Source organism: Methylocapsa sp. D3K7, from assembly GCF_029855125.1.
Lineage (GTDB): Bacteria > Pseudomonadota > Alphaproteobacteria > Rhizobiales > Beijerinckiaceae > Methylocapsa.
Window position 1 is genome coordinate 3,542,969 of record NZ_CP123229.1, and the last position, 13,076, is coordinate 3,556,044.

Consider the following 13,076-nt stretch of genomic DNA (forward strand, 5'->3'; position numbering starts at 1 on the left):
AATGCGCATTTTGATCACCAACGATGATGGCATTCATGGGCCGGGCCTTGCCGTGCTTGAGCGCATCGCCAAGACTCTGTCGGACGATGTCTTTGTCGTGGCGCCCGAATATGATCAATCGGGTGTCGCTCATTCCCTGTCGATCAACGATCCGCTGCGCTTGCGCAAAATTTCTTCTCGTCATTTCGCGGTGAGAGGCACGCCGACGGATTGCGTGATCATGGGCGTGCGCAAGCTGCTCGACGGCGTCAATCCCGATCTCGTCCTGTCGGGCGTCAACAACGGCCAGAATATTGCCGAGGACATTATCTATTCGGGCACCGTCGCGGGCGCGTTGGAAGCGGCGAGCCTTGGTATTCCATCAATTGCGCTGTCCCAAGCCTATGGCCCGGTCGGCCATGACGAAGCTTATTGGGAGTGCGCTGAAACGCATGCGCCAGGTCTCATAGGCAAAATTTTGGCCGAGGGCATTCCGCAAAATATCGTCATCAACGTCAACTTTCCGGCATGCCAGCCGGAGGACGTGCGCGGAGTCGCTGTGACGTCGCAGGGAAAGCGTGACGCGCAAACGATCACCATCGACGAGCGCGCCGACGGACGCGGCAACCCGTATTATTGGATTTCCTTTACCAGGGGCAGTTTGAACCCTGGAACTGGAACGGACCTCGAAGCCTTGGCGCAAAACAACATTTCCGTGACGCCGCTCAGACTCGATTCCACCGACGAACATTCGCTCAACCGCTATGCGCGGGCATTGTGTTAGGCCAATGATGCTCGAATGGCCCGTGCCGCCTGAGACCGCGAACGATACGCCGGACGCGCAAAACCTTGCGGCGTTTCTCATGGATTTGCGGGCGCGCGGCATCCAGGATCTCAATCTTTTGCGGGCGCTCGAAAATGTCCCTCGCGAAATCTTTGTGCCGCACCGTTTTGCGGATTTGGCACGCCGGCCCATCTCGCTGCCGTTGCGCTGCGGCCAGACCCTTCCGGAGCCTTGGCTCGCCGCCCGGATGATCGAGGCCTTGGCGCCGGACCCGGCCCATCGGGTGCTCGAAATCGGGACGGGATCGGGCTATGCCACGGCGCTGCTCGCGCGGCTGTCGCGCGAAGTGCTGTCGATCGAGCGGTTTCAGAGTCTTGCGATCGAGGCGGAGGCAAGGCTGGCGCGGCTCGCCGTCGGCAATGCGGCCGTCGTCTTCGGCGATGGTTTTGCGCTCCCGCCCAACATTGGCCTTTTTGACCGGATTATCGTCCAGGGCTTGCTTGTCGAGGTTCCCGAAAACCTCCTCGCTTTGCTCGGCGAGAAAGGTCTGCTGGTCGCCGCCCGGCCTGTCCCTGGGTCAGCGCCGGGTCAACAGATCGCGCGGATCACCCGCAACGAGGTGGGCGGCCTTGATGAAACGCCGATCTGCCCATCCCGGCTGCAAGCGCTTCTGCCGGGCGAAGCGCGCGCGTTGTGAAGCATAAAAGCCACAGTTGCCAATAATCGTAATTTTGTCGGCTTTTCGGTGAATATCCATTCATCTTAAACCGTCCTTTAACTTAGTCCACGCCTTAGTAGGTCGAGAGACATTGCGTCGGTGGGTTGCGTCATGACTGATTTTATTTGTGGTTCCGGATCGCGTCTTGCGTTTCGTCTTGCCTTGACCGGCGTTGCTGCCGGTTTGCTCGCCGGTTGCGCCAGTTCGGAGCGCCTCAGCGATCCGCTGTCCAATCCTTTCCAGACGTCGGCGAACGTCTCCGAGCCGGCCCCCGCCTCTGGTGGATTTGCCAGTTCGGTGCCGGTCTCGCCGGTGCAGTCGCGGCCGCTCAGCGCCCCGCAGGCGAGCACCGCGCCGGTGTCGCAGCCAGTGCCCCGCGTCGCCGCCGTCTCGCAAGCGCCGCGCGGCGGCGTTGCCGGATGGTCCGCGCAAGGCGGCTCGCCGGTGGTCGTCGCGCAAGGCGAAACGGCCGCGGTCCTCGCTAGTCGCTACGGAATCCCGGTGGACGCGCTCGTCAAGACCAATGGGTTTTCCTCGGCATCCCAAATCCAGCCGGGCAGCCGTATCGTGATCCCGGTCTACAATGCGGCGCTTGCTGCCTCGAGCGGAGCGATTGCGGTCCGCAACACGGCGGCATCGGCGAAGGCAGTTGGGACACCGCCGCGCTCCTTGGCGAGCCAGGCCGAGGCCCTCAAATTGGCGAAAGCGCACGCGCCGGCGGCGAAGACAGCCGCTGTCGAACCGGCCGCGAAGCCAGCCCAAAAGCTTTCCGCTACTCCCCAGGCTCAAAAGACCGCAGCCGCTAGCCCAGCGCCTTCAGCTGCCAAGCCAGAGACGTCCCGGACGGCCAAGGCTGACCCAGCCCCGGGTGCGGCCGAACCAGCCAAAGCGAGCGCAACCACCGCTGACGCCGCCAATCCGGAATTTCGCTGGCCGGCGCGCGGACGGATCATCCAGGCGTTTAAACCCGGCGGCAATGATGGGATCAATATCGCGGTCCCCGAAGGCACCTCCGTCAAGGCAGCCGAAAGCGGCGTCGTCGCCTATGCCGGAAACGAGTTGAAAGGCTACGGCAATCTGATCTTGATCCGGCATCCCAATGGCTTCGTTTCCGCCTATGCGAATACGAGCGACATCGAAGTCAAGCGCGGCGAGACGGTGAAGCGCGGCCAAACGATTGCCAAATCCGGACAGAGCGGCAATGTCGCCTCACCGCAGCTCCATTTCGAATTGCGCAAAGGCACAACGCCCGTCGATCCGACGCAATATCTCGCGGGGGTTTGAAGCCTGAGCCGCCGCCTGCCGGCTCGCTAAAAGCGCGCAGCAAAAGCGAGGTAGAAGACGATTTCGCTGAATTGCTGCGCGGCCCCTGCAACATCGCCCGTGCAACCGCCGATGTGTTTTTTGGCTAACGGCACCATCGCGTAGGCCGCGCCTGTTGCGAGTGCGATGGCCGCAAGTGTGCGGACAAATCCGGCACCCGCAAGGATAGGACCGAGCGCAAAAACGGCGGCGAGGCAGGCGGCGGCGGCGAGCGCCATAGCATCCGGCGTTCCAGCCGCGTAACCCGCGCCATCCTGCCGCGCGGGGGGAAGGACAGCCAAAGGAATAAGGGCCGCGTTGCGTGACAAAGCTGCGGCAGCGATCAGCACGGCAGCCGCGAGACCTGGGCTTTCACTGGTAATGGACGCAAGGCTTGCGGCCCGTACAGAGAGGCTGAGCAGGAGCGCCAAGGCTCCAAACGTGCCGATTTGGCTGTCTCGCATGATGTCCAGCTTGCGCTGCCGGGTCGCACCGCCAAAAAAGCCATCGGCGCAATCGGCCAGGCCGTCCTCATGCAAAGCGCCGGTGAGGATGATCAAACAGCTCAGCGCTAGGAGCGCGGCGAGAAGCGGAGACAAGCCGAGTTCAACCGCCACTGCCAGGACGATCCCCGCGATTGCTCCCAAAAGGGCTCCGGCAAGTGGCAGGATTCGCACGGCGCGCGGAAAATGGGCAAGTGACTGTGCCGTCGCTTGACGCGCTGCCCGGGGTATTGGCAACCGCGTGTAAAATCCGAGACAAAGCCAAAAATCGGCGAGAAGCGATGAGCCGTGGCGCATCGCTTCTCTTCCTTGATCATGCGGCGTTTGTCGAGTGCAGAGGGGGCCGCGAGACTCTGCTTCCCAGAAACCGGAATTTCATGGGTTTGGGACCGGCGCAAGCTCGATTGAACAGACCCAGTCGTGATGCAGTTTGCTATACCGGCCCGGCACGCCTTCGGGGCATGGCATGGCAGCCGGTGCATCGCTCGTCCCGGCAAAGGCAGTCTGGACGGTTTTGAGCGAATGAACGGAGAACGGCTGACCGATTGTTGCCACGGCGAGGAAAGCGAGAGCGGGCAAGAGCCCAATGGTCGTGATAGAAAGCTGGCATTTCATCGGTCGATCTCCATTCCACATTGATAATGTTAGTTTTTTTCCTCCCATGCGATTGCGCTATCTTAATTTAGGAACATGAATGCTGCGTTGTAATATCGCTACCGCAGCAATAATGCTTTTCTTGTCGCACATCGGTCATCGGCCCTGCGGCAAACAGTCTAAAGTTGAGGATTTTGCGCCGCGGGATTGTTGACCCCGCAAGCGCAAGCTGGTGCCTCATTGCTGCAAACTCCTGCAGCAACTTTTTATTGTGCCTCTCGGCTGCGACTAGTTTGTCAGGGGGAGTTTCTGCTCAGGCTCGCAGATCCAGCCACGGTAGAGGCTGCCTTGCTCTCCTGTGGTGCCATTATAGCAAAAGACCCGTGATGCTGGGCCGTGGGTGTTTGACTCGGAGACCTGCACGGGAGTGGTCTGAGTGTCAGGGGTCGCGCGCAGAGGGCCGACGGTGGCAAACCCAAGCACCGCCGTCGCCATGACGAGAACGATCGCGATGAAGGAAATCTGGCTTTTCATAGGGGTGGTCTCCATTTCATATTGATAACGTTAGCCTTTGCCTCCCTAGCTGACGGATAAAAGCTACATAGGGATAATTTTGTTGCATTGCAATATCGCATTTGCAGCAAAATATAGACTTCTTGCCGCATGCGGGTTTCAGCGGACGCCGCTCTGGATTAAGGAGGGGGACCTTATCTCCTGCGTCAGGTTGCAATGCCCGCCCCGGAACCTTTCGACTCCATTCGCGAATTGGTCGCGCTCATGCCTGTGGCGTCGGAGGCCGCCCGGCAGGCCGTGCAAGAGCGCCAGGCAATACTGACCAAACCGCCAGGCTCGCTGGGCCGGCTTGAGGACATCGTCGCTTTTCTGGCCGCGTGGCAGGGCAAGCCCACCCCATCGATCGACCGGCCGGTTGTCGCGGTTTTCGCGGCCAATCATGGTGTCGTTGAAAATGGCGTCTCGGCCTATCCGGCCTCGGTCACAAGCGCGATGAAAGACAATTTCACCGCCGGTGGTGCCGCAATCAATCAGATATGCGCGGCCTATGGGATCGGTTTGAAGGTCTTCGATCTGGCTCTTGATGTGCCCACAAAGGACATTACCAAAGCCGCGGCCCTGGAAGAGAAGGAGGCTGCCGCGACCTTTGCCTTTGGGATGGAAGCCACTGCAGGCGATGTCGACCTTTTGTGTCTTGGTGAAATGGGCATCGGCAATACGACCATCGCGGCTGCCATTTATCACGCGCTCTATGGGGGTGCGGCGGAAGATTGGGTTGGCCGGGGCACGGGAGTCGATGATCGGGGCTTGGCACGCAAAATTGCCGCCGTGGAAACCGCGGTCGCGCATCACAAGGCGCATCTTGAGGATCCGCTGGAGGTGATGCGGCGTCTCGGCGGCCGCGAAATCGCAGCCATCGCCGGGGCGATCATGGCCGCCCGGATCCAGCGCATCCCGGTCGTCCTCGACGGTTATGTCGTCTGCGCCGCCGCTGCAATTCTGCGGGCCTTGGACAGCACGGCGATCGACCATTGCATTGCCGGCCATGTTTCGGCGGAGGCCCCGCACAGAGCCGTGCTGCGGCGGTTGGGGAAGGACCCCTTGCTCGATCTCGGCCTGAGACTCGGCGAAGGCTCCGGCGCGGCTCTGTCGTTTGGGATCATCAAGGCCGCAATGGCTTGCCACACGGGAATGGCAACCTTTGAGCAGGCCAAAGTGGAGAGAAAATCAGCGGAATAAAACCAGTTGTTTTCTCATTTTCTCTCGATCAACTTCTTTGCGTCGTCGCGCAAAGCCGCTCTGGATTTGTCGTCCAGATAGAGCATATGGCCGCCGTCATAGACTTTGAGGCGCACACGGTCAGGATCGTCCATTGGGGGGATTTGGTCGATCAGCAGCTTCGAGGCAAAATACGGTGTCACTTGATCTGTCACCCCATGCGCCACGAGCACGCGCATGGAAGGATCAAGTGCCAACGCGCGTTTCAGATCGGAAAGCGCTTCCGCATGCTCGCGACCCTTGCCCCAATCCCAGGCGTGGTTGACCTCTTCGTTGAGAATCTCGTAGCGGGCTTCGACCGGCCAGCCAAGCCGGTTGCCCGTAAGATCGGCCATTGTGCTCGCAAGGGGCGTTTTGATGGCATCGAGGATGGGATCGGAATAGTCACTCGACGCCGCGTGCGGGGACGGATCGAAACCGCTGACACGCGCATCGTAAAGGCTGGTGATTTTTGCCCCGCTGCGTGTCCGCTCGCGCGCAAATGTTGTTATGTCGATGCGCCCGCCGAGCTTGCGGACCATCTCTGGATCAAGGCCTGTAAACGCCGCAACCTTTTCAGCGATGCGCGCGAGCGCGCCGGGATCGCGTTCGCCGCGCAAGAGATCGGTAAGATAGGGTCCGGCCGCATAAGCTTCCACGTCCTTCAGGGCGTCGCGGCCGCCGGGTCCAGCAATACCCTTCGCCGCGGCGGCCTGCGAGGGCAGGCGTGTTACGAAGGTCAGCGGATTGTTGACGCCTTCGAACCAGCCGAAATCCAGCACCGGCGAAATCAGCATAAGGCCCTTGATTCCGATTCCCTCCTGGTCCTGCAACCGGCGCGCAAGCTTTGGGGCGCGAAAGCCTCCGTAACTTTCGCCGACGATGAATTTAGGACTGGCAAGCCTTTTGTTGGCAACGAGCCATTTGCGGATCGTCACCGCCAGGACGTCAATATCGCCATTGACCGAATAAAAATGGTGGCGAGTGTCATCGCCTTTAGCCAAGATGCGGCTATAGCCGGTGCCCGGCGGATCGATAAAAACGAGATCGGTAAAATCAAGCCAGGTGTCGGGGTTATCGATTGTGGCTGGAGGAGCCGAGGGGGATGGGGCCTCCCTGTCGAGAGGCAATCGCCAAGGGCCCAAAGCTCCAAGATTAAGCCAGGCGGAAGAGGCGCCTGGTCCCCCATTGATTGCGAAAGTGACGGGCCGCTTGGCGGCGTCGCCGCCATCGAGGAGAAAAGCCAGGGTGGCAATGTCGGCCTTGGGCGCGAGGCTTTCGGCATCGCTTAGGCGGATCGCCGACGCGATCGCCTTGAAGCGCAGGATGCGTCCGGGAAGCTCAATCGTATGTGACGTCGTGACCGGAGCGGGCAGGGCGTTCAAAGCCGCCTCTGGCGCCTGGCCACTTGCGTCACCTTGCTGCGTTGACTTGGGGGCGACCTTCGCGTGCACCACATCCGCGGGTTGTTCAACGGCTCCCGCCGGCAAAACCATTGCGAAGCCGAAGAGAACGCAAATCACCGGCATGCGCATCAGCTTCGGTGACGGGGCGCGCCAGGTCATCGAAGGTAATAGCGTCTGGATATGGAACAAATTTGGCTTCCTGTTACACTTCTTGCCAGGCGAGTCATGGGGCCTAAGCGGACACGCGCCGGACGCGCTTCTTCCCTTCGACCTTGCCCTCGGACATCGCGGGCACATTGTCCATCACCCGTTCGGGGGGGAAAATCACGATGACTTCGGTTCCTTCACGGAGCTTTGATTGCAAAGTGAAGGTTCCGCCATGCAGTTCGACCAGCCCCTTGACGATGGGCAAACCGAGACCCGAGCCTTCCTCGGCGTTTTTTTGCGCCAGCGTTCCTCGCCCGAACGACGACATGACGGTCGGGATCTCCTCTTCCGGAATACCCGGGCCACTGTCGCGCACGGCCACATATTGACCGCCCTTGGATGTCCAGCCAATGCGAATCTTAATTGATCCACTTTCCGGCGTAAATTTGATGGCATTTGATAACAGGTTCAGAATGACCTGACGAATCGCGCGTGCATCGGCCGAAATCCGGGGCAAGTACGGATGCGCCGCCGTTTCAATGGATATTTGCCGCTTTTTTGCCCGCAATCCCAGAAGCCGCCGGCAATCCCCAACAATATCCGCAAGCGCAACTGCCTCTTCCTTGAGATCGAAACGCCCCGCCTCGATCCTGGAAAGATCGAGGATTTCATTGATGAGCACCAAGAGATGCTGTCCGCTGGCATGGATATCATTCGAATAGTCCTTATAGGACGCCACAATATGCGATCCGAACAATTCGCCTTTCATGACTTCGGAAAAACCGAGGATCGCATTGAGCGGTGTGCGCAATTCGTGGCTCATCGTCGCTAGGAAGCGGGATTTGGCAAGATTTGCGGCCTCGGCGCGGCGGCGCGCAAGATCGCTGATTGCATTGGCTTGCTCGAGCTCCGCGATGAGTTCGTCTTTCTCGGCTTGGAACGAGAGCGTGTCGAGCGAAGCCGCATGCAGTCTTCTCGCAAGATACATGAAATAAAACTGGGTGCCGCAAGCCAGCGCGATCAAGGCGAAGGTCCCGTTGGAAACGCTTGCCGAGCATAGGAAACCCAGAGTTGCGAGCGTCATCGGCGTTAACGCGCCGGTCAGCGCCGAGGGTATGGCGGCGGAGATCGTCGCGTTCATCGCGGCGACGAGCAAAAGCAAAACAAGGACAAAGCCACGCGCCTCGAGGTCGCAGGACTGGCCGATAAGCCAGACAATCACCGCCCATGTGATGCCTTGGAACGTCTCGGCGAAGATGAATATCCAACGCCAGCGAAGAGGGTCGAGCCTGGACGCGTCTGTGGCAAGCAATCTGCTGGCCAAAAGGCAAGCCAGGCCTAGTGCGAAGGCATCGAGGGCACCCCATAGCAAAACCTTTTCGGTGCCGACCCATGGGGCGGCGGCGGCGGCAACCACGGCGGCGATGCCGGCCATCGCGGGGGCCGACGACCGGCGTCCGCGCGCGAAAAGGTGGAGCAATTCGATGTCGAACGCGTGCTGGGAGGACGCCGAGGACGTGAGCTTTTCGCGGGCATCGCGCACTTCGGGGGCCAGGCGTCCACGCGGCACGGCAGCCCTCGGGTCGCCCGCAATTCCGAACGCGATTGGGCCCGTGGTGAGATTCGTCATTCTTTGGAAGATCCGCTCAATTCTCGGTGCACTCGAAAGAGTATGGAGACGATGGTGGAAAAAGATTAATGACACCCTTGAGCGATCATTCGATTTGTTCGCACCTCAGGCTCGTCTTTGGCATGGTCTTGCACGGCCAAAGCTCAATGCGCCCTAAGGCTTGCGCGGGACAGGCGTGCAACGTTACTTGGAGTTCTCGTCTCGCATGAACTGCACCGGTCCGAGTGCTGATCTCGCGGCCCTGGCCAGCCGTATCCGGGCTTGCCGGCTGTGCATCGAGGCCCCGTATAAGGCCCCCCTCCCGCACGAGCCGCGACCGGTCTTGCGGGTTTCTTCGAGCGCAAAATTGCTGGTGGCAAGCCAGGCGCCAGGCATCCGAGTGCATCTTTCGGGATTGCCTTTCAACGATGCCTCGGGGGACCGGCTGCGGAGCTGGATGGGCGTGACGCGGGAGGTCTTTTATGATGAAGCGAAGGTGGCGATCGTGCCCATGGGGTTTTGTTTTCCAGGTCACGATGCGCACAAAGGCGATTTGCCGCCGCGCCGCGAATGCCGCGAGACATGGCACCGCGACTTGTTTTTGGCGTTGCCGCACATTGAATGCATCCTCGCGATTGGCCGCTACGCCCAGGATTATCATTTTAATCGGCTTGGCAGGCCGCTGCCGAACGGCATTGGGGTTGACGAAACCGTCCGCCGCTGGCGCGATTTCATGGGCGAGGCGCCGCGGATTATCGCGCTTCCGCATCCCTCCTGGCGCAACAACGGCTGGCTCAAACGCAATCCCTGGTTTGAGCAGGAGGTCTTGCCGATGCTGCGGACCGAGGTTGCCCGAGCCGTTTCATGAACGCTCCGGGCTCTAGGCTATAGCGTGGCTTTACAAACATTTCATTTCCCGCAAATGCTTCACAACGCTTGGTGTTTGGGGCGGGCCTTGCTACACTTCATTGTGATCGAAAAAGACGTAGACATGGCTCCGGGGGCGGGACGTGGGACCAGCGGATGATGCCACCGGCGGCCTCGTGATTGACGCGCCTCGCACAAGCGTGCGGGCGCGGGCGGATTTGGTGCAAGACGTGGAGATTTTGGACCATGGCTGGGCGGCCCCTGCGGGGGAGTCCATGGCGGCCCTTGCGAGGAAGGCCGGAGACAAGCCCGTTTACGCGGCTCTCGATCTTGGCACCAACAACTGCCGTCTTCTGATCGCCCGCGAGGCATCGGAGGGCCGCGGCCAAGATTGTTTTCGCGTCATCGATTCCTTTTCCCGTATCGTCAGATTGGGCGAAGGTCTGTCGCGGAGCGGCAAGCTGAGCGCCGCCGCGATCGACCGCACTCTTCGTGCCCTCGAAATATGCCGCAACAAGATGCATTCACGGGGAGTCACCCGGGCCCGGCTGATCGCGACCGAGGCTTGCCGCTCGGCAAGCAACAGCGACGAATTTCTGGAGAAGGTCTTCGAAACAACCGGCCTCGAACTGGAAATCGTGGACCGGGAAACCGAGGCGCGGCTGGCGGCCACCGGCTCCGCCTCGCTGGTCGATTCCGCCGCCGAGAGCGCGGTGCTGTTCGACATTGGCGGCGGCTCCTCCGAGCTGGTCTGGCTTGCCCGGCCAGCGCCCGGAGGCGGGCCATCGAATGGCGCGGCGCTCGACCAGCGAATCCGTTTTTGGGACTCACTCAAGCTCGGGGTTGTCACCTTGGCGGAGGAGTTCGGCGGGATCGAGGTGTCCGGAGAGACATTCGAGGCCATGGTCGATCACGTTGTCCCGGAACTTGAGGGGTTTGCCGCAAGGGCCGGTTTGGAACGGCGCTGCCACCGCTTCCATTTGCTCGGAACATCCGGAACCGTGACGACAATCGCTGGGGTCTTTCTCGGTCTGCCCCGCTACGACCGCCGCCGTGTCGATGGTTTGTGGATGTCGAGTTGCCAGGTGGATCATGCGGTGGCCAGCTTGCGGAACATGACGTACGCGGAGCGCGCCGCCAACGGCTGCATCGGCCAAACCCGCGCCGATCTCGTGCTTGCCGGCTGTGCCATTCTTGAGGCGATCCGGCGCGTGTTCCCGGCCGATCGCGTTCGCATCGCCGATCGCGGTTTGCGCGATGGCATGTTGATCCAGCTCATCAGCGCTGACCGGTCACCGGACTAGGCGGATGGCGGCGCTGTCAATCGTACCAAAGTGTTTCACGTGAAACGTTTTGGTACGATGGGACAGAAAAAACTTTCAAGGATTTGGACGGCGTTTTCGCTTGGGCTTTTGTATGATTGGGCCAAAGGTTTGTACGAACGCTGGGAGTCACGCGAGCCGACGCTCACCCATCGTCAAGAGCAGCTAAGACGATCAAATGATGCAACATAAGAAATCAGACGCAGCGTGAGATTGTGCGCTCACACAATATGAGTGGTTCGAGGGTTTTCAGGCTGATCGTATCCATTCCGTTAAGTAGTAGTTATCCGCAGAGCTTTGCGTTTATAAGTTTGACTATTTTATTCATTTCTTTGAGCTCATCTTTTGTATAATTATTTCTAGTTTTAAACTCTTCTAAATATTTCTTTTTAAGTTCATCTTTTGCCTTCTTTCGATCGGCGCTTCCTAACTTCATAACTAAATCTGTTTCTCGGCCATTTACGGCAGCAAGAACGTTTTCTGGAAGTATTCCTTCCATACAGTCCTTGCCTGCCTGCTTAATTCCAACTGGCGCGTAATTGGTATTTTCTTTCAATGCTAATCTCGCGAGTGCTGGGCTTACTTCGGCGTGCGCATCCAAATCGTAGGTTAGGAAAACTTTATCAAATTTTCTTAAAACAAATTGAATTAGCACGGTGTTCTTCAATGTATCTTTGCCACCATAAGGTACGACTTCTATTTCCTTGTTCAATTTTTCACACCCTAAAAGCCCTCCCTGTAATATCTTAAAATATGCGACATCTAAGTCTCCTTCTACAAGCAACGTTTTGGATTTTCTGGCAGAAAATATTGGACCCAAGGCTTTAAACTCGTCTGCTCCTATTCCTAAATGATCTGCAAAAGGAGCCATCCAGTTTTCACCGCAAACTTCAATAAGTTTAGTTTCACAGAGTTTTTTATGCTTCACGTCTCGCGCGAGCAGAATATTTGATTCCGGCTCTTCTTGATTTAGCATATACGGACTATGTGTCGTGGCAATAATTTGGATACCAAATTCATTGGAGAGGGATTTAAGCATGCCCCCAAACTCTGCTTGAGCAGATGGGTGAAGAAAACTTTCGGGTTCTTCAATTACGACAAAAGGGGTAATTTTTGTATCTGAAGCGGATGTCGTTTTGATTCTATTACCTTGTAGAATGGCCATTAAGATATGCGTACGATTTTGAGTGCCGCTTCCCCAATCATTAAGAGTCGGTCCGGAAAGTTCATCAATTCAGACAAAGCTTTCTGAGCGTGAGACGAATTGAGGCGAGACGGAGAAAAGCGAGTGCGTTTCGGGTGAGATTTTCGAAGTCTTTGGCCAAGCGGCGGCAACGATTAAGCCAAGCGAAGGTGCGTTCGACAACCCAACGTCGCGGCAGAAGCTCAAACCCTTTGGCCTGATCGGAGCGTTTGACGATTTCGATTTGTATATGCGGCAGGATTTTGGCCGACGCCTTTTGAAAGACCGGGCCCTGATATCCGCCATCAGCAAAGAGCTTTTGTAAAAACGGATACAAGCCGAACAAGGTCGACAGAACAAGCACGCCACCATCCCGATCTTGAATGTCGGCGGGATGCACCACTGCATGCAGCAGCAGGCCTAGCGTATCGACGAGGATATGGCGCTTCTTGCCTTTGATCTTCTTGCCAGCATCATAGCCGCTCGGATCGATGCGGCGCCCCCTTTTTCCGCGCTCTTTACGCTCTGGCTGTCGATGACGCAGGCCGTCGGGCTCGCTTCACGATCCATGGCTTCGCGACACTTCACGTAGAGCGCGTGATGAATGCGATCCAGCGTGCCGTCCCAGTTCCAAAGGTCGAAATAACCAAACAGCGTGCTCTTGGGCGGCAGATCTTTGGGAACGTAACGCCACTGGCATCCCGTGCTCAGCACATACATGAGACCGTTCACGATTTCCCGCGGCTCAACAGAGCGCTTGCGTCCGCCACGTTTGGCCGGTGGAATAATCGGCTCGATGTGCGACCACTCATCGTCCGTCAGATCGCTCGGATAGCGCAGTTTGTCACGATTGTATTTCGGGCGGTTTTCGGACGTCCACATTGGCGGCCTC

Annotated in this window: 13 protein-coding genes; 6 read left to right on the forward strand and 7 right to left on the reverse strand. The window is 58.6% G+C overall.

The genetic code is table 11. The annotated features are described in order from the left end of the window. The first annotated feature begins 1 nt into the window (after position 1). The 3 genes from surE to QEV83_RS16670 all read left to right on the forward strand — a co-directional run bounded on the left by surE (position 2) and on the right by QEV83_RS16670 (position 2,765). Positions 2-763, forward strand: coding sequence for a 5'/3'-nucleotidase SurE (surE, locus tag QEV83_RS16660; RefSeq protein ID WP_280128791.1), 762 nt, complete (start codon positions 2-4; stop codon positions 761-763). 4 nt (positions 764-767) lie between these two features. Next, positions 768-1,460 carry a protein-L-isoaspartate O-methyltransferase gene (locus tag QEV83_RS16665; protein ID WP_280128792.1) on the forward strand — a complete coding sequence of 231 codons (693 nt, stop codon included), beginning with the start codon at positions 768-770 and terminating at the stop codon, positions 1,458-1,460. A 132-nt stretch (positions 1,461-1,592) separates the two neighbouring features. Beyond that, on the forward strand, positions 1,593-2,765 hold the full coding sequence (locus QEV83_RS16670) for a M23 family metallopeptidase (protein WP_280128793.1): 1,173 nt from the start codon (positions 1,593-1,595) through the stop codon (positions 2,763-2,765). Positions 2,766-2,791: 26 nt separating this feature from the next. Here the strand turns inward: QEV83_RS16670 and cobS are convergent, their stop codons facing one another. The 3 genes from cobS to QEV83_RS16685 form a co-directional block, all read right to left on the reverse strand. Continuing rightward, on the reverse strand, positions 2,792-3,583 hold the full coding sequence (cobS, locus tag QEV83_RS16675; protein WP_280128794.1) for an adenosylcobinamide-GDP ribazoletransferase: 792 nt from the start codon (positions 3,581-3,583) through the stop codon (positions 2,792-2,794). Positions 3,584-3,661: 78 nt separating this feature from the next. Continuing rightward, entirely contained in the window at positions 3,662-3,901 is a 240-nt protein-coding gene (locus QEV83_RS16680) for a hypothetical protein (RefSeq protein WP_280128795.1), read from the reverse strand. A gap of 267 nt (positions 3,902-4,168) precedes the next feature. Further along, positions 4,169-4,414, reverse strand: a complete 246-nt coding sequence (locus tag QEV83_RS16685) for a hypothetical protein (RefSeq protein WP_280128796.1) — start codon at positions 4,412-4,414, stop codon at positions 4,169-4,171. A 195-nt stretch (positions 4,415-4,609) separates the two neighbouring features. On the opposite strand from QEV83_RS16685, the gene cobT reads away from it, so the two are divergent. Continuing rightward, positions 4,610-5,632 (forward strand): nicotinate-nucleotide--dimethylbenzimidazole phosphoribosyltransferase, encoded by a 1,023-nt coding sequence (gene cobT / locus QEV83_RS16690; protein ID WP_280128797.1) that lies wholly within the window; start codon positions 4,610-4,612, stop codon positions 5,630-5,632. A 14-nt stretch (positions 5,633-5,646) separates the two neighbouring features. Here the strand turns inward: cobT and QEV83_RS16695 are convergent, their stop codons facing one another. Next, a complete protein-coding gene (locus QEV83_RS16695) occupies positions 5,647-7,245 on the reverse strand; it encodes a peptidase S10 (protein ID WP_280128798.1) in 1,599 nt (532 codons plus the stop codon). Positions 7,246-7,288: 43 nt separating this feature from the next. Further along, entirely contained in the window at positions 7,289-8,833 is a 1,545-nt protein-coding gene (locus tag QEV83_RS16700; RefSeq protein ID WP_280128799.1) for a HAMP domain-containing sensor histidine kinase, read from the reverse strand. A gap of 205 nt (positions 8,834-9,038) precedes the next feature. On the opposite strand from QEV83_RS16700, the gene QEV83_RS16705 reads away from it, so the two are divergent. Then, positions 9,039-9,680 carry a uracil-DNA glycosylase family protein gene (locus QEV83_RS16705; protein WP_280128800.1) on the forward strand — a complete coding sequence of 214 codons (642 nt, stop codon included), beginning with the start codon at positions 9,039-9,041 and terminating at the stop codon, positions 9,678-9,680. A gap of 274 nt (positions 9,681-9,954) precedes the next feature. Continuing rightward, positions 9,955-10,983 (forward strand): Ppx/GppA phosphatase family protein, encoded by a 1,029-nt coding sequence (locus QEV83_RS16710; RefSeq protein WP_280131114.1) that lies wholly within the window; start codon positions 9,955-9,957, stop codon positions 10,981-10,983. A 301-nt stretch (positions 10,984-11,284) separates the two neighbouring features. On the opposite strand, the gene QEV83_RS16715 is transcribed toward QEV83_RS16710, so the two are convergent. Continuing rightward, positions 11,285-12,166, reverse strand: a complete 882-nt coding sequence (locus QEV83_RS16715; RefSeq protein WP_280128801.1) for an AAA family ATPase — start codon at positions 12,164-12,166, stop codon at positions 11,285-11,287. Positions 12,167-12,230: 64 nt separating this feature from the next. Further along, positions 12,231-13,066 (reverse strand): IS5 family transposase gene (locus QEV83_RS16720; RefSeq protein WP_280128802.1). Its coding sequence is split into 2 segments (ribosomal slippage): positions 12,231-12,679 and positions 12,679-13,066, totalling 837 coding nucleotides; the frame shifts between segments, so codons are not numbered across the junction. Positions 13,067-13,076: the final 10 nt, after the last annotated feature.

Coding starts and splice junctions, on each gene's coding strand:
- QEV83_RS16715 (WP_280128801.1), bottom strand. CDS start 12,166: ATGGCCATTCTACAAGGTAATAGAATCAAAACGACATCCGCTTCAGAT.
- cobT (WP_280128797.1), top strand. CDS start 4,610: ATGCCCGCCCCGGAACCTTTCGACTCCATTCGCGAATTGGTCGCGCTC.
- QEV83_RS16670 (WP_280128793.1), top strand. CDS start 1,593: ATGACTGATTTTATTTGTGGTTCCGGATCGCGTCTTGCGTTTCGTCTT.
- surE (WP_280128791.1), top strand. CDS start 2: ATGCGCATTTTGATCACCAACGATGATGGCATTCATGGGCCGGGCCTT.
- QEV83_RS16710 (WP_280131114.1), top strand. CDS start 9,955: ATGGCGGCCCTTGCGAGGAAGGCCGGAGACAAGCCCGTTTACGCGGCT.
- QEV83_RS16685 (WP_280128796.1), bottom strand. CDS start 4,414: ATGAAAAGCCAGATTTCCTTCATCGCGATCGTTCTCGTCATGGCGACG.
- QEV83_RS16705 (WP_280128800.1), top strand. CDS start 9,039: ATGAACTGCACCGGTCCGAGTGCTGATCTCGCGGCCCTGGCCAGCCGT.
- QEV83_RS16680 (WP_280128795.1), bottom strand. CDS start 3,901: ATGAAATGCCAGCTTTCTATCACGACCATTGGGCTCTTGCCCGCTCTC.
- QEV83_RS16665 (WP_280128792.1), top strand. CDS start 768: ATGATGCTCGAATGGCCCGTGCCGCCTGAGACCGCGAACGATACGCCG.
- cobS (WP_280128794.1), bottom strand. CDS start 3,583: ATGCGCCACGGCTCATCGCTTCTCGCCGATTTTTGGCTTTGTCTCGGA.
- QEV83_RS16700 (WP_280128799.1), bottom strand. CDS start 8,833: ATGACGAATCTCACCACGGGCCCAATCGCGTTCGGAATTGCGGGCGAC.